The sequence below is a fragment of the Leekyejoonella antrihumi genome (genome assembly GCF_007845645.1).
In the GTDB taxonomy this organism is placed as follows: domain Bacteria; phylum Actinomycetota; class Actinomycetes; order Actinomycetales; family Dermatophilaceae; genus Leekyejoonella; species Leekyejoonella antrihumi.
In genome coordinates, this window is the sequence record NZ_VCQV01000023.1 from 39,873 (window position 1) to 59,606 (window position 19,734).

Annotated in this window: 19 protein-coding genes; 12 read left to right on the forward strand and 7 right to left on the reverse strand. The window is 67.5% G+C overall.

Features of this window, described 5'->3' with window-relative positions; translation table 11 throughout:
* Positions 1-29: 29 nt before the first annotated feature.
* The 5 genes from FGL98_RS15545 to FGL98_RS15565 form a co-directional block, all read right to left on the reverse strand.
* Positions 30-1,415 (reverse strand): FAD-binding oxidoreductase, encoded by a 1,386-nt coding sequence (locus tag FGL98_RS15545; protein WP_146318074.1) that lies wholly within the window; start codon positions 1,413-1,415, stop codon positions 30-32.
* A gap of 189 nt (positions 1,416-1,604) precedes the next feature.
* Positions 1,605-2,543 (reverse strand): LysR family transcriptional regulator, encoded by a 939-nt coding sequence (locus FGL98_RS15550; RefSeq protein WP_146318076.1) that lies wholly within the window; start codon positions 2,541-2,543, stop codon positions 1,605-1,607.
* A gap of 203 nt (positions 2,544-2,746) precedes the next feature.
* Positions 2,747-2,971, reverse strand: coding sequence for a hypothetical protein (locus FGL98_RS15555; RefSeq protein WP_146318078.1), 225 nt, complete (start codon positions 2,969-2,971; stop codon positions 2,747-2,749).
* Positions 2,964-3,596: an RNA polymerase sigma factor gene (locus tag FGL98_RS15560; RefSeq protein ID WP_222432210.1), complete on the reverse strand. Its 633-nt coding sequence runs from the start codon at positions 3,594-3,596 to the stop codon at positions 2,964-2,966. The genes FGL98_RS15555 and FGL98_RS15560 overlap by 8 nt, the downstream gene beginning before the upstream one ends.
* Positions 3,597-3,657: 61 nt before the next feature.
* Positions 3,658-4,137, reverse strand: coding sequence for a redoxin domain-containing protein (locus FGL98_RS15565; protein ID WP_146318082.1), 480 nt, complete (start codon positions 4,135-4,137; stop codon positions 3,658-3,660).
* Between the two features lie 214 nt (positions 4,138-4,351).
* Between FGL98_RS15565 and FGL98_RS15570 the strand changes: the two genes are divergently transcribed.
* Positions 4,352-5,488, forward strand: a complete 1,137-nt coding sequence (locus FGL98_RS15570) for a lactonase family protein (protein ID WP_146318084.1) — start codon at positions 4,352-4,354, stop codon at positions 5,486-5,488.
* Positions 5,489-5,499: 11 nt separating this feature from the next.
* Here the strand turns inward: FGL98_RS15570 and FGL98_RS15575 are convergent, their stop codons facing one another.
* Positions 5,500-6,786 carry an MFS transporter gene (locus FGL98_RS15575; RefSeq protein ID WP_146318086.1) on the reverse strand — a complete coding sequence of 429 codons (1,287 nt, stop codon included), beginning with the start codon at positions 6,784-6,786 and terminating at the stop codon, positions 5,500-5,502.
* 68 nt (positions 6,787-6,854) lie between these two features.
* Between FGL98_RS15575 and FGL98_RS15580 the strand changes: the two genes are divergently transcribed.
* The 5 genes from FGL98_RS15580 (at position 6,855) to FGL98_RS15600 (ending at position 11,323) form a co-directional block, all read left to right on the forward strand.
* Positions 6,855-7,445 carry a winged helix-turn-helix domain-containing protein gene (locus FGL98_RS15580; RefSeq protein WP_222432211.1) on the forward strand — a complete coding sequence of 197 codons (591 nt, stop codon included), beginning with the start codon at positions 6,855-6,857 and terminating at the stop codon, positions 7,443-7,445.
* 131 nt (positions 7,446-7,576) lie between these two features.
* On the forward strand, positions 7,577-7,975 hold the full coding sequence (locus FGL98_RS15585; protein ID WP_222432212.1) for a TOBE domain-containing protein: 399 nt from the start codon (positions 7,577-7,579) through the stop codon (positions 7,973-7,975).
* Positions 7,976-8,067: 92 nt separating this feature from the next.
* Complete coding sequence (locus tag FGL98_RS15590) at positions 8,068-9,027, forward strand: substrate-binding domain-containing protein (protein ID WP_146318090.1); 960 nt, start codon at positions 8,068-8,070, stop codon at positions 9,025-9,027.
* The gene (locus FGL98_RS15595; RefSeq protein ID WP_146318092.1) at positions 9,024-10,850 is read left to right on the forward strand and encodes an ABC transporter ATP-binding protein/permease; all 1,827 of its coding nucleotides are present in this window, start codon (positions 9,024-9,026) and stop codon (positions 10,848-10,850) included. The genes FGL98_RS15590 and FGL98_RS15595 overlap by 4 nt, the downstream gene beginning before the upstream one ends.
* 77 nt (positions 10,851-10,927) lie before the next feature.
* A complete protein-coding gene (locus FGL98_RS15600) occupies positions 10,928-11,323 on the forward strand; it encodes a cupin domain-containing protein (protein WP_146318094.1) in 396 nt (131 codons plus the stop codon).
* 47 nt (positions 11,324-11,370) lie between these two features.
* Here the strand turns inward: FGL98_RS15600 and FGL98_RS15605 are convergent, their stop codons facing one another.
* On the reverse strand, positions 11,371-11,964 hold the full coding sequence (locus FGL98_RS15605) for a hypothetical protein (RefSeq protein WP_146318096.1): 594 nt from the start codon (positions 11,962-11,964) through the stop codon (positions 11,371-11,373).
* A 331-nt stretch (positions 11,965-12,295) separates the two neighbouring features.
* Between FGL98_RS15605 and FGL98_RS15610 the strand changes: the two genes are divergently transcribed.
* The 6 genes from FGL98_RS15610 (at position 12,296) to FGL98_RS15635 (ending at position 19,730) form a co-directional block, all read left to right on the forward strand.
* The gene (locus tag FGL98_RS15610; protein ID WP_186526196.1) at positions 12,296-13,900 is read left to right on the forward strand and encodes a PucR family transcriptional regulator; all 1,605 of its coding nucleotides are present in this window, start codon (positions 12,296-12,298) and stop codon (positions 13,898-13,900) included.
* A gap of 85 nt (positions 13,901-13,985) precedes the next feature.
* Positions 13,986-15,164, forward strand: coding sequence for a M20 family metallopeptidase (locus tag FGL98_RS15615; protein WP_246136578.1), 1,179 nt, complete (start codon positions 13,986-13,988; stop codon positions 15,162-15,164).
* Positions 15,151-15,993, forward strand: a complete 843-nt coding sequence (locus FGL98_RS15620; protein ID WP_146318100.1) for a GNAT family N-acetyltransferase — start codon at positions 15,151-15,153, stop codon at positions 15,991-15,993. The genes FGL98_RS15615 and FGL98_RS15620 overlap by 14 nt, the downstream gene beginning before the upstream one ends.
* Before the next feature lie 2 nt (positions 15,994-15,995).
* The gene (gene menC, locus FGL98_RS15625) at positions 15,996-17,117 is read left to right on the forward strand and encodes an o-succinylbenzoate synthase (protein ID WP_146318102.1); all 1,122 of its coding nucleotides are present in this window, start codon (positions 15,996-15,998) and stop codon (positions 17,115-17,117) included.
* Between the two features lie 121 nt (positions 17,118-17,238).
* The gene (locus FGL98_RS15630; RefSeq protein ID WP_146318104.1) at positions 17,239-18,669 is read left to right on the forward strand and encodes an amino acid permease; all 1,431 of its coding nucleotides are present in this window, start codon (positions 17,239-17,241) and stop codon (positions 18,667-18,669) included.
* Positions 18,666-19,730: a taurine ABC transporter substrate-binding protein gene (locus FGL98_RS15635; protein WP_146318106.1), complete on the forward strand. Its 1,065-nt coding sequence runs from the start codon at positions 18,666-18,668 to the stop codon at positions 19,728-19,730. The genes FGL98_RS15630 and FGL98_RS15635 overlap by 4 nt, the downstream gene beginning before the upstream one ends.
* The last annotated feature ends 4 nt before the right edge of the window (positions 19,731-19,734 follow it).

Below are 19,734 nucleotides of genomic sequence, written 5' to 3' on the forward strand. Positions count from 1 at the left end.
GAGCGTGTGGTGGTGTGGTCTAGGGGTGGTCAGCGAGGAAGGCCGCGCTGGAAGCGCAGCACCCGGCCGGGGTCGAGCGCCTCGGCAACAGCGGTGAGCCGGGCCAGCTCTGGTTCGCCGAACGCGGTGCCGGCGTCGGCCTGTCCCTCCCGGAAGGACGGCACGGACCGGCCGGGTGCGGTCGGTCCGATGGCGCCGGCAACCTCGGCGAGGACCTCGTCGACCCCGGCGCGAGCGGTGTCGTCGGGGGCGGCGGCCACCATGTGCACCAGGAATGGTGCCGGCGGCCGGCTGAGCACGCCCTCGCGGGCAGGGGCGGTGGTGGCGACGTGTCGCAGCTCGATCATGGTGAGACCGCGAGGCCGGCCGATCCGGGCGGCGTCGAACAGTGACCCGATCAGGTCGGCGGTGGGCATGTCGAGCCACCAGCCGTCGCCGCGAGCCGGGACACTGCTGGGTGGGTCGAGGTGAATCGCGGCCAGGGTCGCGGCGTCGGCTGGTCCGGTGGTGTCGATCACCGGCGATGCGACCGCGCGGACCGCGTCGCGCATCGCGGTTAGATCCTGCTCGCCGCCGGTAGTTGCGTAGCAGAGGTGAACGGCCACCTGATCGAGCAGCTCTGCCGGGAACGGTCCGGTCGGTGGGACGTGCAGCAGTGACAGGGTGCTGGTCAACGTGTCGGGGGCGCTGGTGAGGGCGTCGGTCCATGCCTGGGCCAGCCGGGGCAGGTCGCCGCCCGGCCACAGCAGGTATCCCGCCGACAGGTCACCGGGTGGGTGCAGGTCGATCTCCAGGGCGGTGGCGAGACCTACTGGGCCCCCTCCGCGGAAGGCCCACAGGGCCTCGCGGTCCGCCGGGTCTGCGGCGTCGTCGGCGGCGCGGCGCAGGGTCCCTTCGCCGTCGACGTACTCGACGGCCCGCAGCGAGCCTGACGCGAGTCCGTGAGGTCGGACCAGCCAGCCGACGCCGCCGGCGAAGGTGTAGCCGGAGACCCCCACGGTGGGCGACGTGCCGCTGAGGGCGAGCAGTTCGTGGGACTCGGCGGCCTGCTGGACCCGCGACCAGGTGGTGCCGGCTCCGACGCGGGCGGTGCGCTCGGCAGGGTTCACGACCACCTGGTCGAGCCGGGAGGTGTCGAGCAGTAGGAGGTCGTCGTTCAACGCGGTGCCCGAGCCGTGGCCGGTGGCCTGGACGACGACCCGGCGGCCCGCCTGTCGAGCCACGGCGACCGCGGCCGCGGCCTGCTCGGCCGTGTCAGGCTGCACGACGACTACCGGCCGCTGCAGGAAGCTGCTGTTGTGCGGTTGGGTAGCGGCCGCGTAGCCGGGGTCCGCGGGCTCGCGGACGAGGTCACTCGGCAGGGCACGGCGCAGCAGCCGAATCAGCTTGCTGGTGGCCAGAGCGTGCACGGGCATGGTTGTTCCTTCCGGGGCTCAGGGAACGCTTTCGGGTGAGCGCGGGGGCGACGACGTCGGATGTCGTGCTCTGTTACGTGGTGCCCCGTTGCTGTGCCTACAAGGCAACCAGAGCCGAGCGCCGCGCGGAAACAACTATTCGGCATCGCTGGCATCGACGCCATCGATGCCTGATCGCGGGTGCCCGAGTCAGGTGAGTCGCTGCGCTTCGGCGGTGATCCGGGTGCGCAGCCACCGGTGGGCGGAGTCTCCGGTTCGGCGCGGCGACCAGTACATCGCCTCCACGATGTCGCCGATGTCGACCGGTGAGGCGTACAAGGCGAGGTGGGCCGGCCCGGCGACGAGGCGGGCCAGGCGCTCGGGCACAAACGACACCAGCTCCGTGCCGGGCAGCAGCAGCGGCGCGGCCACGAACGCCTCGGTGGTCACGTCGACGCGCAGCTCGATCCCCTGCTCCTGCAGCTTGCGCTCCAGGACGAAGGGCAGCTCGCCGGCAAACATCACGAACGGCAACCGCTGCAGCAGCTCCTGGTCGATCGGGGTGCCCGGTGTGGTCGCATCGAGCTCGACCCGACCAGCCAGCGCCTGCTGGTCGCGGTCGGCCACCAGGACGAAACGTTCGCGGTAGAGCAACTGCCGCTCAAGGTCGAGCATCGTCGTCGCGAACTCGGTCGGCAGCAGCGCGAGGTCGACTGATCCTCGCCGCAACCCCTCGTCCAACCCGGCGCGGATCGGCACCAGCTGCAGCCGGACCCCTGGTGCTTCCCGCGCCAGATGGGTGAGCAGTGGACGAAGTAGGACGGTCGAGATGTAATCGCTCGCCGCCACCGTGAACGACCTTGCATCCGAGGCCGGCTCAAAGCCCTGCGGCGCCGAGACACAGCGCTCGACCGCAGCCATCGCCTCACGCACTGGTTCCACCAGCGCCTCGGCGAGGCTGCTCAAGTGATAGACCCGCCCCTCCCGGACCAGCAGCGGATCGTCGTAGTGACGTCGCAGCCGAGCCAAGGCAGCGCTCACCGCCGGCTGACCGAGCGACAGCCGTTCGGCCGCCCTGGTCACGTTGCGTTCCTCCAACAGCGCACTCAGCGTCGGCAGGAGGTTGAGATCAAACCCACCGATGCTCACATCGCAGGCCCATCGCCGGCGCCAGACATACGGCCCGACCAGGGAGGGCGATATGTGTCAGCCACCTCGGTGCCCTCGACTTCCTCTCACCCGGCGGGCGGCAGCTGATGCGATCTGCCCGGCAACACCCGCTTTGGCTCAACGCACGCGCTCCGCCAGGCCTTCAGCCTCCCATGAAAGAACGCGAAGTCCACCAGCGCCGATCAGTGTGGGGTGTCGGTGACGGCGTCCAGAAGGCTCGTGAAGTCGCCCTGGCAGGGTCCGCAGGCCTTCAGATGCGCGGCTACTCCGGGCATCCGCTCGGCGGCGTCGAGTCCGGTCGAGACTAGGTCGACGTAAACCTCCAGCACCCGCATCGCCTCGTCGCAGCCGACGTCCGTGGGGTCGGTACTCAGAAACTCGTTGAAGGCCGATTGCCAGTCAGTCATGGTGCTGTCCTTTCTGCGCGAGGTGCCCGGTCTCTGTGAGGTGCTTGCGGATCTTGCGTCGGGCGTCGAAGACGGCCTTGTAGACGGTGCCTCGGGTGATACCGAGCCGTGCGACGAGCGCGTCCAGCGGGATGCCCTCGACGACGACATGGACGAAAATCTCCCGCTGGTACTCGGTCAGGTGGTGCGCTACCGCGAACTGGACCTCTCCGACGATCTCGGCGGCGGCGAGCGTCTCCTCCGGTGAGGCTCCGAACGCTGCCGGCAGCTGCGTCCAGTCCGGTTCGTCCCAGGACGTCTCGGCTCGTTGCCAGAAGTGGCGGCCGATTTTCGAGGACACCTCGAGGATCACGAACTTGTAGGCCCAGGTGGTGAATCGGCTCTCACCGCGAAAGCTGTCGAGCCTGCGCAGGATGGACAGCAGAGCGTCGGACGCCGCCTGATGCGCGAGGTCGTCGAGCTCCGGCCCGCCCAGGCCGGTGCCCGCGGCGCGGCTGTGCGCGTGCCGCAGACCGACCCGCAGCAGCAGCCCGTGCAAGCGGGCCACCGCGTCGTCATGGGCCGGCCCGGACTCGCGCAGCGTCGCGAGCCATTGCGCGGAGTCGATGTCGGGTTCGGTGGCCACATCCCCCATCAGATCAGATCGGATCGACGGTGTCGTTCGAACCCGTGGCGCGGGGCCGTCGTCACGCCTCGCGAGGCATGCCGTCGACATACTCGATCAGCCCGACGACATCGGCCGGCACCAGACGTCCGATGGCGCCGGAGGAGTACACGCTCACCAGGATCCTGCCCGTGCGGTCCAGCACGAAACCCGTGGACTGCAGGTAGGCCGGATCGGGATTGACGAACGCGCCCGTTGCCTGAGCGATCTCGTGTGCGGAGGCGCCGAAGCCGATTGGGTAGCTGAGCTGGTGCTTGTCGGCCAGCTCCCGTGTGGTGTCCTCGTCATCGACGCTCAGCGCGACCACTTGCGCGCCGACCTTCTCCAACGAGGCCCGAGCGTGCTGGAACGCGCGGAGCTGGGCGTTGCAGTAGGGGCACCACGCGCCGCGGTAGAGGAGCACGACGCCGTACCGGCCGGCCAAGGCGTCCGGCAGCACCATGTCCCCGTGGGCGATCGTGTGAATCGGCAGCTGCGGAAAGACGGTTCCTGGCTCGAGCATGACGGTGGCTCGCTTTCGTGGCGACGGATGTTCCCGCTCTGTTGGTGGCGCGGCGCATGGACTTCTTACCTCGCCGAACCCCGGGAGCGCTCGCGGTCCCACAGGCGATTCCCAGGCGCTTCTCGACAAACTCAGTAGCGGGCGATTGGTAAGAGCGGGACAGGCGCCGACACCAAACTGGTGACCAACTCACCGGATAGCTAAGGACCCCGCCATGAAACCACTAGCTCGCACCGCCGCCCTGGCCACGTCGGCGCTCGCCGTCCTCGCCATCGGCGTCGGACCCGCGCACGCTGCCACCACCACCCAGGGTAGGCACGCCGACGCGCATCCCGTGTTCGTGCAGAACGACGCGCCGTCCGGCAACGAGATCGTGCAGTACGACCACACCGCATCCGGCGCCCTGCAGCAGACCGCGACCTACGCGACCGGCGGCACCGGGGGCCAGCTCGGCGGCTCGGTCGTCGATCACCTCGCCTCGCAGGGCTCGCTGACCTACGACGCGGGCACCCACACGCTCTACGCGGTCAACGCCGGAAGCAACAGCATCACGGTTTTCGCAGTCGTCGGCGACCGGCTCGTGCGGCGGCAGGTCATCGGCTCTGATGGGTCATTCCCGGTAAGCGTCGCGGCGCGGGATGGACGAGTCTTCGTGCTCAACGCCCGCGATGGTGGCTCGGTGCAGGGGTACCTGTCCCTGGGCGGCTACCTGCTGGCGATCCCGTCCTGGCATCGCGGTCTCGGACTCAACCCGGCGCAGACTCCGGAGTTCACCAGCACGCCCGGTCAGATCGGGTTCACCCCCAACGGGCGTCAGCTGCTGGTCAGCACCAAGAACGGCCAGAACAGCGTCGACGTATTCAATCTCGGCCTGTTCGGGCCGGCGCTAAAGCCGGTCGTCAACTACCTGCCGGGCACGGTGCCATTCGGATTCGACTTCGCGCCAGGCGGTGTCCTCGCGCTCACCGAGGCCGGTCCCAGCGCGGTCGCAACCTTCACGGTGGCGCCCAGCGGAAGGCTCACGGCGGGCAGCTCCGCGCTCACCGGCCAGGCGGCGACCTGCTGGCTCACCACCATCGGCTCGACCGCGTACGCCTCCAATGCCGGCAGTGGCAATCTCTCGTCATACCGGGTCAACCGCGGTGGTGGCCTATACTCGGTCGGGACCACTCCGGTCGCCGCCGGCACCGTCGACTCCGCGGCCTCATCGGATGGCCGGTACCTCTACGTGCAGGGCGGCGCCACCGGAACCGTCACCACGTTCGGCGTCGGCAAGCGGGGTGCGCTCACGAACCTGGGCACCGTCACCGTGCCCGACGCGGTCGGCGCGGAAGGCATCGCCGCCCTGTAGGTGACCCCATCTCAGGAGGCGACCTCGACACCCGCCGGGGACGTGAGCGGGGACTTCGGCGCCGACTCGAGCTCCGCGCGCCATACCGCGGGTCGGGGCACGGACCGGACGGTGCGACTGAGGGTGACCACCAGCGCGCAGGCGGCGGCCGACGTCGCGAGTCCTGCCATGGCGGCTGGTCCGCCGAGGCCGGAGAGCAGCGCTCCGCCCGCCAGTGGTGCAAGCGGCATGATCGCCATTGCCGCGAACTGGGACGCCGAGGCCACCCGGCCCTGCATCCGGTCCGGAGTGAGCGCCATCCGGTACGCGCCGATGCCGGCATTGCCGGCGGGGTTGAGGAAGAGAGAACAGCCGATCGCGAGTGCGACCACCAGCGGGTTGTTCCAGAAGATCATCGGCACGGTGAGCGGCACCATGCTCCACGCGACCATGACGGTGAGGCGGCCGGTGGCGAACGTGTCGATGATCCTGGGCGCAAGGACGGCCCCGACGATGCCGGCAACCCCGGCCGCGGCATCGACCAGGCCGATCGTGGCCGGGTGGAAGCCGGCCTGCAGCAGTCGCAGCACTGCAACGAAGAACAGCGCGTTGATCACCAGGTTGACCATGGCCGCCCAGGTCGTCAGGGTGCGCAGGAACCTGCTCGCCCAGACGAAGCGAAAGCCCTCCTTGAGGTCGTCCCGCACTCGCGGTCGAGCGCCGTCATGATGCGGCGCCGAGAGGTCGGTGCGGATGCGGCCGAGGGTCACGAACGACACGGCATACGAGATCGCATCGACGGCGAACGGCAGCCAGCGCACGAGTCCCATGAGTGCACCGCCGACCGGGCCACCGAGCAGCGAGGCGATGTGCTGGCGGGCCTGGTTCTGGCTCATCGCGGTGGGCAGCTGGTCGTTGGGCACCACGCTGCGCAGCGCGGACGTCTCGGCCGGTGCGAAGGTGCCGGCTCCCGCTCCGGCGAGTAGGCCGACGATGACCAGATGGGTGATCGTCAGGTGGTGGAGCGCGCCGGCGATGGCGAGCGAGGCATACAGCAGCACGCCGTTCCCGCTCGCGATGCGCATCAGATGGCCGCGGTGCATCCGGTCGGCAAGCACGCCGGCCGGCAGCATGGTCAGCAGCATTCCGAGCAGATAGGCGGTCTCGGCGATCGAGGCGACCAGCGCCGAGTGGCTCAGCTGGTAGGCCAGCAGCGGGAAGACGAACAGGCTCATCCGACTGCCCAGCTCGCTGACGGTCTCGCCCGCCCACAGGATCGTGAAGTCGCGGTTGTGGGAGAGCTCTCGGTACCCGGTCATATTGTGCAACATACAGTGCGCAATAGAAGGTGCGCAATAGTCCGTGCGGAATTTGTTAGGCTGCTGCTGTGCCAGAGGACGCCACCCCGATCAGCGACCCGCGAGTGCTGCGAGCGATCGCCCATCCAGTGCGGAACAGGGTGCTGCAGGAGGTGTATGTCGCGGGGCACAGCCGGGCCGCGGACATCGCGGAGGAGCTGGGCATCCCCGCGAATCAGGCGAGCTTCCACCTTCGTCAGCTCGCGAAGTACGGCCTCGTGGAGCCGGCCCCCGAGCATGCGCGGGATGGACGGGACCGGGTGTGGAAGCCGGTCCATGAGCACGGGCTGAACCTGAGCCTGCGGCAGCTTGAGCGCGAGTCCGGCGGAGCGGCAGCGGTCTCCGTCTTTCGACGGCAGTCCGCGGAGGATGCCAAGGCGATGGTGGATCGAGCGCTTCGCGCCGACGACTCGGACCCGAATGTGCACGTCATGGTCAACAACGCGGCACTGCGCCTCACCAAGGAGGAGGCCGAGCAATTCAGCAAGGAGCTGACTGACCTGTTCGGCACCTGGCGCAGACGAACGATGGGCTTCCACGACGGGCGGCGGACCTACCACCTGCTGGAGATCCTGCAGCCGATGCCGGATCTCCCCGAGTCCGAAACGCAGCCTCGGTAACCCCCCTCGGGATGTGCACTCTCGCTCCAAGGGCGCAGCAACAGCTGCGCCCTTGGAGCGTAAGTGCACATTTGGGCGGTGTGAGCGCGAAGTGCCGCGTGGCTGACCTCGACCCGAAGTAGTCTGTGCGCGTGAACTTCCGCATCAGCGAGGCCGCCGGGCTGCTCGGCGTAAGTGACGACACGGTGCGCCGGTGGGCGGACGCCGGGCGGTTCCGCACCACCCATGATCAAGGCGGCCGACTGGTCATCGAGGGCAAGGTGCTGGCCGAGTTCGCTCAGGAGCTGGCGCGCGAGCCGCAGGCCGAGCTCGTCCTGGGGGAGTCGTCCGCCCGGAACCGGCTGCAGGGGATCGTGACGAGGGTGGTGAGAGACACCGTGATGGCGCAGGTCGAGATCCAGGCCGGTCCCTATCGAGTCGTGTCGCTGATGAGCCGCGAGGCCGCCGACCAGCTGGAGCTGGAGCCCGGGGTGCTGGCAGTGGCCGCGATCAAGGCGACCAACGTCGTGGTGGAGCTCCCGCAGCACTGACCCGGTGGCGGATCCGCGCCTGCGTCTTGTTTACGACTATTTATCCGCAAATCATGAGGTACTTCCGAGTTTCCTGGAGTATTCTCGCCACCATGAAGTTGCCTGGAGCGGTGGAATTTCGTGGCCCGCGCGCAGTAGTCACGGCCGCAGCAGTGCTCGTGGCTGTGGCGCTTCCGCTCGCCGCCTGCGGATCGTCCGGCACCTCGTCGAGCAGCAGTGCGGCCTCTCCGGTCGCGGGGGGCAGCCCGCAGTCCTCCTCCGCCGGCGCAATGGGGTCCGGCCCGGTCAACGTGCTGTATGCCGGGTCGCTGGTGGACTTGATGCAGTCTCAGATCGGCCCGGGCCTGAAGAAGGCCAGCGGCTACGACGTCGAGGGATTCGCCGCGGGCTCCAATGCCCTCGCCACCCAGATCAAGGGCAAGGTCCACCAGGGCGACGTCTTCATCAGCGCCAACCCGAAGGTCAACACCACACTGCAAGGCGCCAAGAACGGCAACTGGGTGTCCTGGTACGCCACCTACTCCTCGTCGCCTGTGGTCATCGGGTTCGACCCGAAGAGCAAGTTCGCCAAGGAGTTGAGGACCAAGCCGTGGTATGACGTGGTCACGGAGCCCGGATTCCGGCTGGGGCGGACCGATCCGGTCAACGACCCGAAGGGAAAGCTGGCGAAGCAGGCCCTGACATCGCAGGCGAAGAAGACCCCGGCCCTGTCCAAGCTCGCGTCCTCCGACGCGGGCATCTACCCCGAGGAGACCCTGATCGGGCGCCTGCAGTCGGGCCAGCTCGATGCCGGGTTCTTCTACAACAGCGAAGCGGTCGCCGCCAAGATTCCGACCGTGCCGCTGACCGGCCAGGCTCTGAAGGCGGTCTACACCGTGACGGTCCTCAACCGCGCACCGCACCCGTCCGCGGCGATCGCGTTCGTGAAGTATTTGCTCGGTCCGAAGGGTGCGGCGGATCTGAAGAAGGACGGCTACAACCTGGTTGCGCCGCCGAAGGCGACAGGTAGTGGCATGCCTGCCGTCTTGAAGAGCGTCATTTCAGGTTCGTGACGGGCAGGGCACCGCGCGCGCCGCTCGGCTGGCTGGGCGCGCTGCTCGTTCTCTACCTGCTGATTCCGCTGGCCGCCTTCGCGATTCGGCTGGCGGGGTCGCACGACCGCGGGTTCGGCACCCCAGGGCTCTGGGATGCCGCCCGCATTTCCGCACTCAGCGCCACCATCTCCACCATGCTGATCGTCTCCTTCGGTGTGCCACTGGCCAGCTGGCTGGCCCGGTCCCGCGGCCGGCTGGGCACCGTGGTCGGCCTCATCGTCCAACTGCCCCTCGCGCTGCCACCGCTGATGAGCGGCATCATCCTCATCTACGTCGTCGGCCCCTACACCCGAGTGGGTCAGCTCTTCGACGGGCGACTGACCGACTCGATCGCCGGCATCGTGCTCGCGCAGAGCTTCGTCGCGGCGCCCTTCCTGGTGATCTCGGCGCGGTCGGCCTTCGAGTCGGTGGATCCCGCGCTCGACGATCTGGCCGCGACCCTCGGACATCGACCCCTGGCCCGCTTCACCCGGGTCGACATCCCGATCGCGTGGCCCGGCATACGCGCGGGGATGCTGCTCACCTGGTTGCGTGCCTTTGGAGAGTATGGCGCCACGGTTCTGCTGGCGTACCACCCGTATTCGCTGCCGGTGTACACCTACGTGCAGTTCTCCGGATATGGCATCCCGACGACTCAGGCGCCGACCGCGATCGCGCTCGGCATTGCCGTCGTAGTGGTGCTGATCAGTCGGATCCGCAGGTTCGGGCGGCGCCGACCGCAGGCTGTGCTGCCGGAGCCGATGGAGCCGAGACCGGCACCGCCGACACAGGTCACGTTCGATCTCGACTTGCACGTCGGTTCCTTCCACCTCGAGATTGCGCACGCTGCGCAGAGCCACCGGGTCGCGATTCTGGGGCCCTCGGGTGCCGGGAAGTCGATTGCGCTGCGGGCGATTGCCGGACTGCTCGGCTCACGAGCGGGCGCGGTGACGTATGCGGGGCAGGCCGTCGCCGACACGGCCACCGAAGCCCGGCAGGTTGGCTACCTGCCGCAGACCCACGGCCTCTTCCCCGGTCGAACCGTCTGGCAGCAGCTGCTCTTCGCGACGGAGGCCGACCCGAATGCCGCGAGCTGGTGGATCCACACGCTTCAGCTCGACGGCCTGCAGGACCGGCTGCCGGAGCAGCTTTCCGGCGGGCAGCGTCAGCGGGTCAGCCTGGCGCAGGCGCTCAGCCATCGACCTCGACTTGTCCTGCTCGACGAACCCTTTTCCGCACTCGATGCTCCGGTGCGCGACGAACTGCGCCGCGAGCTGCGCCGGTTGCAGCACGAGACCGGGCTGTCCACCCTTCTGGTGACACACGATCCGGAGGAGGCGGCACTCCTTGCCGACGAGATCATCGTGATCGACGAGGGCCGCATCTTGCAGGCCGGCCCGCGGGCGCAGGTCTACAACCGGCCGGCCTCCCCGCAGGTAGCCAGGTTGCTCGGGATCCAGAACCTGCACCCCGGCGTTGTCACCGCGGGCGGCGAGGTGCGCAGCGGTGCGGCGCCGGTCGCGGCATACACCGCGGGTATGCCGTCGGGCACGCACGTGCTGTGGAGCGTCCGCCCCGAGCACGTGCGCATCACGCCGGATGGTGCGTACCCCGCGACGATTGTGGACGTTGCCGACATCGGCACGTCGTATGCGTTGATCGTGCGGCTCGACGGCGGCCCGGAGTTGCGGGTGCGGACGATCGAGTCGATCGCGCTGCGCGCCGGTGACGCGTGCCACCTTGCCCTGGCACCGAACGATCTCACCGTGTGGCCTGCTCCGGACGAGCCGGCCGCCGGGTGAACCGTTTAGTTTTTATGAGAAACATTGTATAAACTGGTCCTATCGCCGCACACCAGGCCAACGGAAAGTGGTGCGTCATGGAGCTGATGACCAGGCAGGATGCCCCCGTCCACGCGACTCACGGGACGAACAGCCCGTCGATCGAGGTGCTCTTCGGCGGGAAGCGGGACAGCGAAGAGATCGGCCTGGTGCGCCTGACGGTGCCGGCGGGAGTGAGTATGCCGTCGCATCGTCACGCGGGATCGGACGTCATCCTGGCCGCGGTCGCAGGGAGTGTGCGCATCACCAAGGGTGACCAGATCGTCGACCTGGAGGTGGGTGACGCCCTGCTGATCTTCAAGTACGAGTCGGTGGCTCTGGCCAACCCACATCAGCAGACCGCAGAGGTGCTCGTGGCTGCCGGCCCCGCCGCATTCATCTCGACGGTGCGCCGCTGGCCGAAGCTGGACACGCGGGTGCCCTCGTCGGCCTGAGCCGGACACCGAGCCGCCACCGAGGTCCCGACAGACGTGTCCGACGCTCAGTCTGCGTGATGGAAAGCATGACTGTAGGCGACCAGTGCATGCAGCATGGGCTCGATCGTCGCGACCACCTCGTCGGTGCTACTGGCCGCTGTCAGGCCGTACGTGAGGTCATAGTCCGCGGTGGCGCGCGAGCCGACAATCTCGCGGAGCACGCGATGTTCGAGTCGTGAGACGGGGTAGTCCTGGTCCAGTGAGGCCAGCGCACGAGCGAGCTCCAGAGCCGGACGTTCGTCGAGGTGGTCGATCGCCTCACGAGCTGCCAACAGCCACCTGAGGTCCTGCTGGGTGGAGTCCTGCATGGCTTCGGCCACCTCGTCGAACAGCACCAGATGCACGTCCATGACTGCGGGGTGAGAACCCTCCTGCTCGTCCCAGGGGATGGCCGCCGCACGCCGGACGTATTCCTCGGCGCGTTCGTCGTCATGGTCCTGCAGCCGCTGGTAGGCCTTTTCCAGCAAATTTCCTGCAGCCTCCTGCAGCGCCAGACTGTGTCCTCTTCTGACGCGGCTCGAGGCGCGCTGCACATCACCGAGGGGAGATGCCGCCCGTTCCTCGTGGGCGTTGCCGCTGCGTCCGGAGGCATCACTCATGAGCACGACTCTAGCCAACGGACCTGATCTGACATTGTCTCGTCGTATGGCCGGAGCAGAGTGCGCTGTTTGTAGATGGCACGACGCCCAGAAAGGCTGACATTACGAGGAGTACGCGCACGTAGAGATCGCCACGCATGACCCTGGGTCACCGTTGTCTAGAGAATTGGTGAGCGTGCAGGCCCGAACTGGAGCATGATTGGGCCCTGTTCTCATCCGGATGACACCCATCTTGCCCAACCTCGCACGAGAGACATCCGGGGAACGGCGCAAGAGTCCTCACCGCGACCCCAGTGCGGCGGCACCCATACCCACACTTCGGAGGATCCCGATGGCAGACAACGGGATGCTTGGGCACGTGCTCGAGCGATTCGGCCTGACCCTGCTCACTGTCGAAGCCGGCACGATGGACCGGGACCGGCGCGTGTCCGACGTGGTGCTCTACGACCAGGTCGACCCGCCGGAAGTACAAGAGGGCTCGATCGTGCTCGGTGTGGGGGTGCATGGTGTCGATCAGATCGCTGAGCTGATGGACGAGCTCGGAGGCCATGATGCCTGCGCACTGATCGTGCGGGAACCGATCGTCGTGACATGCGCCATCAGAGCGATCGCCAAGGACCAAGACATCGCACTGCTCAGCCTGGTGCGCGGAGCATCCTGGATCCAGGTTGCCGGCATCCTGACACCGGCTCGTCACCTTGACAGTGAACAGCTCTGGCCGTCGAGCGTGCCGCCGCGCGACGGCCTCGACCTCTTCGAGGTGGCCAACTCGGTGTCGGCTCTCTTGGGCGCCCCGGTCACGATCGAGGATCTCTCCTCCCACATCCTGGCCTTCTCGGCCGACCAGAAGGAGTCGGATGAGGCGCGCAAGGCAAGCGTGCTGGGGCACCAGGTGCCGAAGGTCTACAACGACCCGATGATCAGCTGCGGTGTCTTCCGCAGACTCTACGCATCCGCCCGGCCGATCTACGTCGAGTCGATCGCCGAAGGGGTCCGCGCACGTGCGGCGATGCGGATCTGCGCGGGCGACGAGGTGCTCGGGTCGATCTGGGCGGTCGTGGACGATCCACTGGACCCCCAGCGCGAGCGAGCGATGATCGAGGCGGCCGGAGTCGCTGCAATCGCGATGTTGCGCACCCGAATCGCCACCGACACGTCGCGAAGGATGCGTACCGCGACCGTGGCGTCCCTCATCGAGGGCGGCGGCGCGGCGCGGGAGATCGCCGCCAAGATGCGCGGCCACGTGACCGGTGGGTGCGTCGTTGCCGCCAGCCTGCAGACGCGTGGAGTCGCCGACGATGCGGGAGCGTCGGCGGATCTGGAGCGGGCGGCCAGTGCCTTCCTCATGCTGATCCATGCCGAGATCCCCGCTGCGCTGACCGCGGTCGTCGATCACACGGTATACGCCGTCGTCCCGGCCTACGATGACACGCCGGTCGACCTCCGGCACGTGCGTCGTCTGGCGCAGGAGTTCGCGCGAAGGCTCGGCCGTGACTGCGACCGGATCGCGGTTGGCGTCGGCGAACCTGTCGACGACGTGGCGGAACTGGACAGGTCGCGCCGTGAGGCCGACCTGGTACTTCGAGTCCTGCGCACCGCGCCGGCCGGTCCACAGCGGGTCGCCGTGGCCGGTGAAGTGCAGGTGCAGTCGCTGCTTTTGCGGCTGTCGGATCTGATGGCCCGCGATCACCAGACCGTGACGGGGCCCATCGCCGCACTGCGGGAGTATGACGCGCAGCACCAGTCCAAACTGGAGGAGACGTTGCGCTCATGGCTCGACAGCTTCGGTGATGTCGGTGCGGCCGCCGCGGCCCTGCACGTGCACAAGAACACCTTCCGCTACCGCCTCAGCAGGGTCATCGAGGTAGCCTCGGTGGACCTGGGCGACCCTGAGGAGCGCTTCCGCCTGATGCTTCAGTTCCGTCTGACCGCGTAGCCGTTCGTCCGCACGGACGATCGAGGCGACGAACTTCGTCTGTCTGCATGAGGTAAGGGCCGGGCGGATCCTCGATGCTGAGCAGGTGACTCAGTTTCTCGGCGCTTGCAACAAGCGGCTTCCGGCGATGATCGATGACATCCGTCTGCTCGTCGAGTGCGAGTCGCCTTCGGATGATGCTGAGGCGCTTGCGCGCAGTGCAGACCTCGTCGCCAGGGTGGGTCGGGCTCGACTGGGCTCGGATCCGGACCGGGTGGCGTGCGATGGTCGAGACCACCTGGTGTGGCGGCTGGGTCGCGGCCCGCGGCGCGTGCTTCTGCTGGGCCATCACGACACTGTATGGCCTATGGGCACGTTGGAGCGGCTCCCGTTCTCGGCGGAGGGCGCTGTGCTTCGTGGACCTGGATGTTTCGACATGAAGACCGGAATCATTCAGATATTCCATGCCCTGCAGGTTCTGACCGACGCAGATGGCCCGCCGGCCGTCGACGGTGTGACGGTGCTCATCACGGCCGACGAGGAGATTGGCTCACCGTCATCCCGAGGTCTGATCGAGCAGGAGGCCGACGGTTGCTCGGCGGCGCTGGTGCTGGAGTCGGCAGGCCCAGGCGGAGCCTTGAAGGCCGAGCGAAAAGGTGTGTCGCTCTACCGTGTCCGGGTCACCGGGCGCGCAGCTCACGCCGGTCTCGAACCGGAGAACGGAGTGAACGCCGGAGTTGAACTGGCTCATCAGATCCTGGCGATCGCGGCCCTGAACGACCCGGTGAGTGGGACAACCGTGACTCCCACTGCGTCGCACGCAGGCACGACAACCAATACGGTCCCTGCCGAGGCGTACATCGCGGTCGACGTGCGAGCGTCCAGCGAGGCGGAGCAGCAGCGCGTCGACCGCGCACTGCGGGCTCTGCGGCCAACGCTCAAGGGTGCGTCTCTGAGCATCGCAGGAGGCCCGAACCGCCCTCCGTTGACCCATGTGCAGTCCGACGACCTGGCGGCCTTGGCGCGTTCTCTTGCACCGTTCTGCGGGATCCCCGCGCTGCGCACGGTCTCGGTCGGGGGCGGATCCGACGGGAACTTCACTGCAGGGATCGGTATCCCTACCCTGGACGGGTTGGGAGCGGTAGGGGATGGGGCGCACGCCGACCACGAACAGGTCCACACCGAGCATCTCGCTTCTCGCACGGCCCTGCTCGCGCTGATGACGCGCAGCCTGTTGCGCCCGTCGGCGGTAGCACCCGAGGAGATGCGAGATGCCCGTCCCTAGTGCCGCCCTCGACGTGGCAGACAGGGATGCCCGCGCTCGGGCACGCGCAGCGGGCGTGGAGATTCGCAAGCTCACCCCGGACGAGGCCCCGGATGCGTGCAGCCTGCTCGCCGACGTCTGGGACTCCGACCCACGCCATGGCCCGATGGAGGCAAGCCTTCTGATCGCGCTACTGCACTGTGACAACTACGTATCCGGTGCATTCGACCACGGCCGGATGGTCGGGGTGTGTGTGGGCTTCTTCGCCGCCCCGATCGGCACCGGCATGCACTCCCACATTGCCGGAGTGATCCGGCAGTACGCGGGACGGGGTGTGGGTACCGCACTCAAGCTGCATCAGCGCGCGTGGGCGCTGCATCGTGGAGTCACCTCAATCTCTTGGACCTATGACCCCCTGGTGGCACGCAACGCATTCTTCAATCTGCACCTGCTCGGCGCGAGGGTGACGCAGTATGTGCCGGACTTCTACGGCGAGATGAGTGACGGGATCAACGACGGTCAGGCTACGGACCGGCTTGTGGTGCACTGGGCCATCGTCAGCTCGACGCTGAATACTGCGGCTTCGGTGCCGCTCGATGCACGGGAGTTCGTCGTGCTGGAGATGGACCAGGCCCGTGAGCCCGTGCTTGCCAGCGGTCCGCCACCCGATGGATTTACCAGGTGCAGAGTCGCGATTCCCGATGACATCGCGCTGTTCCGGACCCGTGACCGCGGAGTCGCCGCCCGGTGGCGACTGGCCGCACGGGAGGCTCTCGTCGCATTGCTTGCGGACCGCTGGGTCGTCACCGACTTCGACCGTTCCGGGTACTACCGACTTGAGAGGAACTAGAGATGCAGATCAACGCCGTGCACCTGCATACGCTGCGGATGCCGCTGGTGGCACCCTTCACCACATCGTTCTCGACCCAGACCGAGCGGACGGTGATCCTGGTCGAGCTGACGGCCGATGTGGACGGTCAGGAGGTCACCGGCTGGGGCGAGTGCGTCGCACTGAACGAGCCGCTCTACTCCAGCGAGTATGTCGCCGAGGTGCTCGATGTTTCGTGCCGTTTTCTCCTGCCACAGCTGCTGACCTTCCAGCAACAGCGCCCCCTGACCGCGGAGATGGTGGCCACCTGCCTTGCGCCGATCGTTGGCCACCGGATGGCGAAAGCGGCATTGGAGATGGCGGTCCTCGATACTCAGCTACGCGCCGCCGGTGCCAGTTTCGCGGACTACCTGGGCGTCTCGCGGGACCGGATTCCCTCGGGCGTCTCGGTGGGGATCCACGACACCATCCCCGAGCTGGTCACGGCGGTCGAGGACTACCTGGCGGACGGTTATCGGCGGATCAAGCTGAAGATCAGGCCGGGATGGGACATCGCGCCGGTGCGAGCCATTCGTGAGGCCTTCGGAGACATCCCCCTCCAGGTCGACGCCAATGCGGCGTACACGCTGGTCGACGCACCGCAGCTGCGGCGTCTGGACGAGTTCGGCCTGCTGCTGATCGAGCAACCACTGGCTGAGGACGACCTGCGCCAGCACGCGCAGCTCGCCCGGCTGATGACGACACCCATGTGCCTGGATGAGTCCATCGTCTCCGCTGAGGCCGCGGCCGATGCGATCGCACTCGGTGCGGCGGCAGTGATCAACATCAAGCCGGGAAGGGTGGGTGGCTACCTCGAGGCCCGACGTATCCATGACATTGCGCGGGCGAGTGGTGTCGCCGTGTGGTGCGGTGGAATGCTCGAGACCGGGATCGGGCGCGCCGCGAACGCCGCACTTGCCGGCCTACCCGGCTTCACCCTGACCGGTGACGTTTCGGCGTCGAACCGCTTCTACGAAGAGGACATCACGCCGCCGATCGTCATGATGGACGGCTATATCGAGGTGCCGACAGTGGCTGGCCTGTGCGCGGAGCCCATCAGGTCCCGCATCGAGAAGTTCACGATCGAAACGATCGCCGCCTGCTGAGGCACGCGGCACCTCCGCCCAGCGCTGGACCACAAACAAGACATGCCTCTGGACCTGTCCAGGAGCATGGCTTCGCGACACACTGTACGGACGCACTCCACGGAGCTCAGGGAGGTCCGCCATGACGGAGGTGGCCGACGAAACCGAAGCGGCGGGCCTGAGCAAGGGCCTCAAGCAACGGCACATGACCATGATCGCCATCGGTGGGACGATCGGCGCCGGCCTCTTCGTCGGCAGCGGCACGATCATCCACGCGGCCGGGCCGGCGTCGCTGGTTTCCTTCCTGATCGCCGGCATCCTGATCACACTGGTCATGCGGATGCTCGGCGAGATGGCAGTCGCGAGACCCACGATCGGCTCCTTCTACGAGTACGCCCGCGAAGGTCTGGGCAACTGGGCCGGGTTCTCGATCGGCTGGCTCTATTGGTACTACTGGGTCATCGTTGTCGCCATCGAGGCGGTCGCCGGAGCCGCCGTGCTGGGAAAGTGGCTCCCCAGCGCCCCGGTATGGCTGACCAGTCTGGTCCTGCTCGCGCTGATGACTGCCACCAACCTGATCTCGGTGGCCGCCTTCGGCGAGTTCGAGTACTGGTTCTCCTCGATCAAGGTCGCGGCGATCATCGTGTTCCTCCTCCTGGGCATCCTCTGGATCACCGGTGCCCTGCCGAACAGCCACGCGGGCGTCGCGAATCTGACCCAGATGGGCGGCTTCGTACCGCACGGATGGGGTGAGGTGATCTCCAAGGCCGTGCCTGCAGTGGGGTTCTTCGTCGGAGTCGAGCTGGTGACGTTGGCCGCGGCGGAGTCCGCAGAGCCCGGCAGAATGGTCGCTCGGGCCACCAACGCGGTGGTAGCCCGAGTGCTGCTGTTCTACGTCGGCTCGATGTTCGTCATCGTCGCAGTGATGCCCTGGAACAGTCAGAACGTGCTGGGCAGCCCGTTCGTGACGGTGCTGGACAAGATCGGGATCCCCGGCGCCGGGGACCTCATGAACGCCATCATCCTGACCGCGGTGCTGTCGTCGCTGAACTCCGGGCTCTACGCGACGTCGCGAATGCTGTTCGCCCTCACCCAACGTGGGCATGCACCGAAGGCGCTGGTCAAGACCAACTCCCGTGGCGTGCCGGCTCGCGCGATCCTGATCGGGACAGTGGTCGCGCTGATCTCGATCGGGGTGTCCTATGTGTCGCCCGACAAGGTCTTCGCCTTCCTGATCTCCTCCTACGGCGCGCTCGCGCTGTTCGTCTACCTGCTGATCGCGCTCGCGCAGGTGAGGATCCGCTTCCGGATGCAACGCGAGAATCCCGAGGCCCTCACGTTCAAGATGTGGCTGTTCCCCTGGCTGTCCTACCTGACCATCGCAGGTATGGCCGCCGTGATTCTGGCGATGTTCGTGTCCCCCGACACCCGGACCCAGGCCGCCCTGAGCACGCTCTCGTTCGCGGTGCTCCTCCTCGCCTACGCGGTCATGGTCACGGTCCGCAAGCGACGCGGGCTGCCGGTCGACCCATCCGTGGAGTCAGCATCCACGGAGAGCGTGGAGGAGCCATGAGCACCTACCGACACAGTCGTCGTCCACGGATCCGAGCCGTCGCCGTGGCTGCGGTGGCCGCGCTGCTGCTGGCCCTTGCGGGATGCGGCGGCTCCTCGAGTCGCCCCCAGGAGCTCCGGATCGCCTACCAGGACATTGCCGGCGGCGCCCTGGTGGTCAAGCACAACGGGTGGCTGGAGGACAAGCTGCAGATGCCCGTCCGCTGGATCCGCTACGACTCGGGGTCCGCGGTAAACGCCGCAGTGAACAACGGCAAGGTCGATGTAGGACTGGTCGGCAGCACCGGTGCGGCCGCGGGCGTTACTGCGCACCTGGGCTACCAGGTGGTCTGGATCTTCGATGTCATCGGCAAGGCCGAGGCGCTCGTCGCCCGGTCCGGCAGTGGGATCACCAGCGTGCGCGACCTGGTCGGCAAGACCGTCGCCGTGCCGTTTGGATCCACCAGCCACTACGCCCTCCTGGCCGCGCTGCAAGATGCGAACGTCAACCTGAACGACGTCACAATGGTGGACCTACAGCCTCGCGAGATCGCGGATGCCTGGCGCAAGAAATCCATCGATGCCGCCTACGTCTGGCAGCCGACCCAGCAGACACTTCTCGACGACGGCGGCCACGTGGTGATCGACAGCGCTCAGCTGGCTCATCGTGGCCACTTCACGGCCGACCTGGGTTTTGCGACGGCCGACCTGGTGAAGTCCGCGCCGGCCATCGTGCAGACGTGGATCACGCAGGAGAACCGGGCAGTGACGCTGATTCAGAAGGATCCGGCCACCGCGGCCAAGGCGATCGGCGCCGAGCTCGGGATCAGCGATCGCGAAGCCCGGCAGGAGATGACGGGCTACCGGTACCTCACCGCATCCCAGCAGGCCGGTCCGGGCTATCTCGGGACGCCCAATGCCAAGGGCAAGCTCGTGAACCTGCTGACGGCTGCCGCCGACTTCCAGCACGAGTTCCCGCAGACCGCGAAGTTCGGCGAGGAGAAGGTCATCACCACGAATCCGACGACCAAACAGTTCTCCGACGCGATCGACCCCGCATTCATCGCCAACGCTGGAGGATGAGCCG

Bases quoted from the DNA above. Each gene is read 5' to 3' on its own strand.
- FGL98_RS15545 (WP_146318074.1), bottom strand. From the start codon at position 1,415: ATGCCCGTGCACGCTCTGGCCACCAGCAAGCTGATTCGGCTGCTGCGC.
- FGL98_RS15555 (WP_146318078.1), bottom strand. From the start codon at position 2,971: ATGACTGACTGGCAATCGGCCTTCAACGAGTTTCTGAGTACCGACCCC.
- FGL98_RS15565 (WP_146318082.1), bottom strand. From the start codon at position 4,137: ATGCTCGAGCCAGGAACCGTCTTTCCGCAGCTGCCGATTCACACGATC.
- FGL98_RS15570 (WP_146318084.1), top strand. From the start codon at position 4,352: ATGAAACCACTAGCTCGCACCGCCGCCCTGGCCACGTCGGCGCTCGCC.
- FGL98_RS15575 (WP_146318086.1), bottom strand. From the start codon at position 6,786: ATGACCGGGTACCGAGAGCTCTCCCACAACCGCGACTTCACGATCCTG.
- FGL98_RS15590 (WP_146318090.1), top strand. From the start codon at position 8,068: ATGAAGTTGCCTGGAGCGGTGGAATTTCGTGGCCCGCGCGCAGTAGTC.
- FGL98_RS15600 (WP_146318094.1), top strand. From the start codon at position 10,928: ATGGAGCTGATGACCAGGCAGGATGCCCCCGTCCACGCGACTCACGGG.
- FGL98_RS15605 (WP_146318096.1), bottom strand. From the start codon at position 11,964: ATGAGTGATGCCTCCGGACGCAGCGGCAACGCCCACGAGGAACGGGCG.
- FGL98_RS15610 (WP_186526196.1), top strand. From the start codon at position 12,296: ATGGCAGACAACGGGATGCTTGGGCACGTGCTCGAGCGATTCGGCCTG.
- FGL98_RS15620 (WP_146318100.1), top strand. From the start codon at position 15,151: ATGCCCGTCCCTAGTGCCGCCCTCGACGTGGCAGACAGGGATGCCCGC.
- menC (WP_146318102.1), top strand. From the start codon at position 15,996: ATGCAGATCAACGCCGTGCACCTGCATACGCTGCGGATGCCGCTGGTG.
- FGL98_RS15630 (WP_146318104.1), top strand. From the start codon at position 17,239: ATGACGGAGGTGGCCGACGAAACCGAAGCGGCGGGCCTGAGCAAGGGC.
- FGL98_RS15635 (WP_146318106.1), top strand. From the start codon at position 18,666: ATGAGCACCTACCGACACAGTCGTCGTCCACGGATCCGAGCCGTCGCC.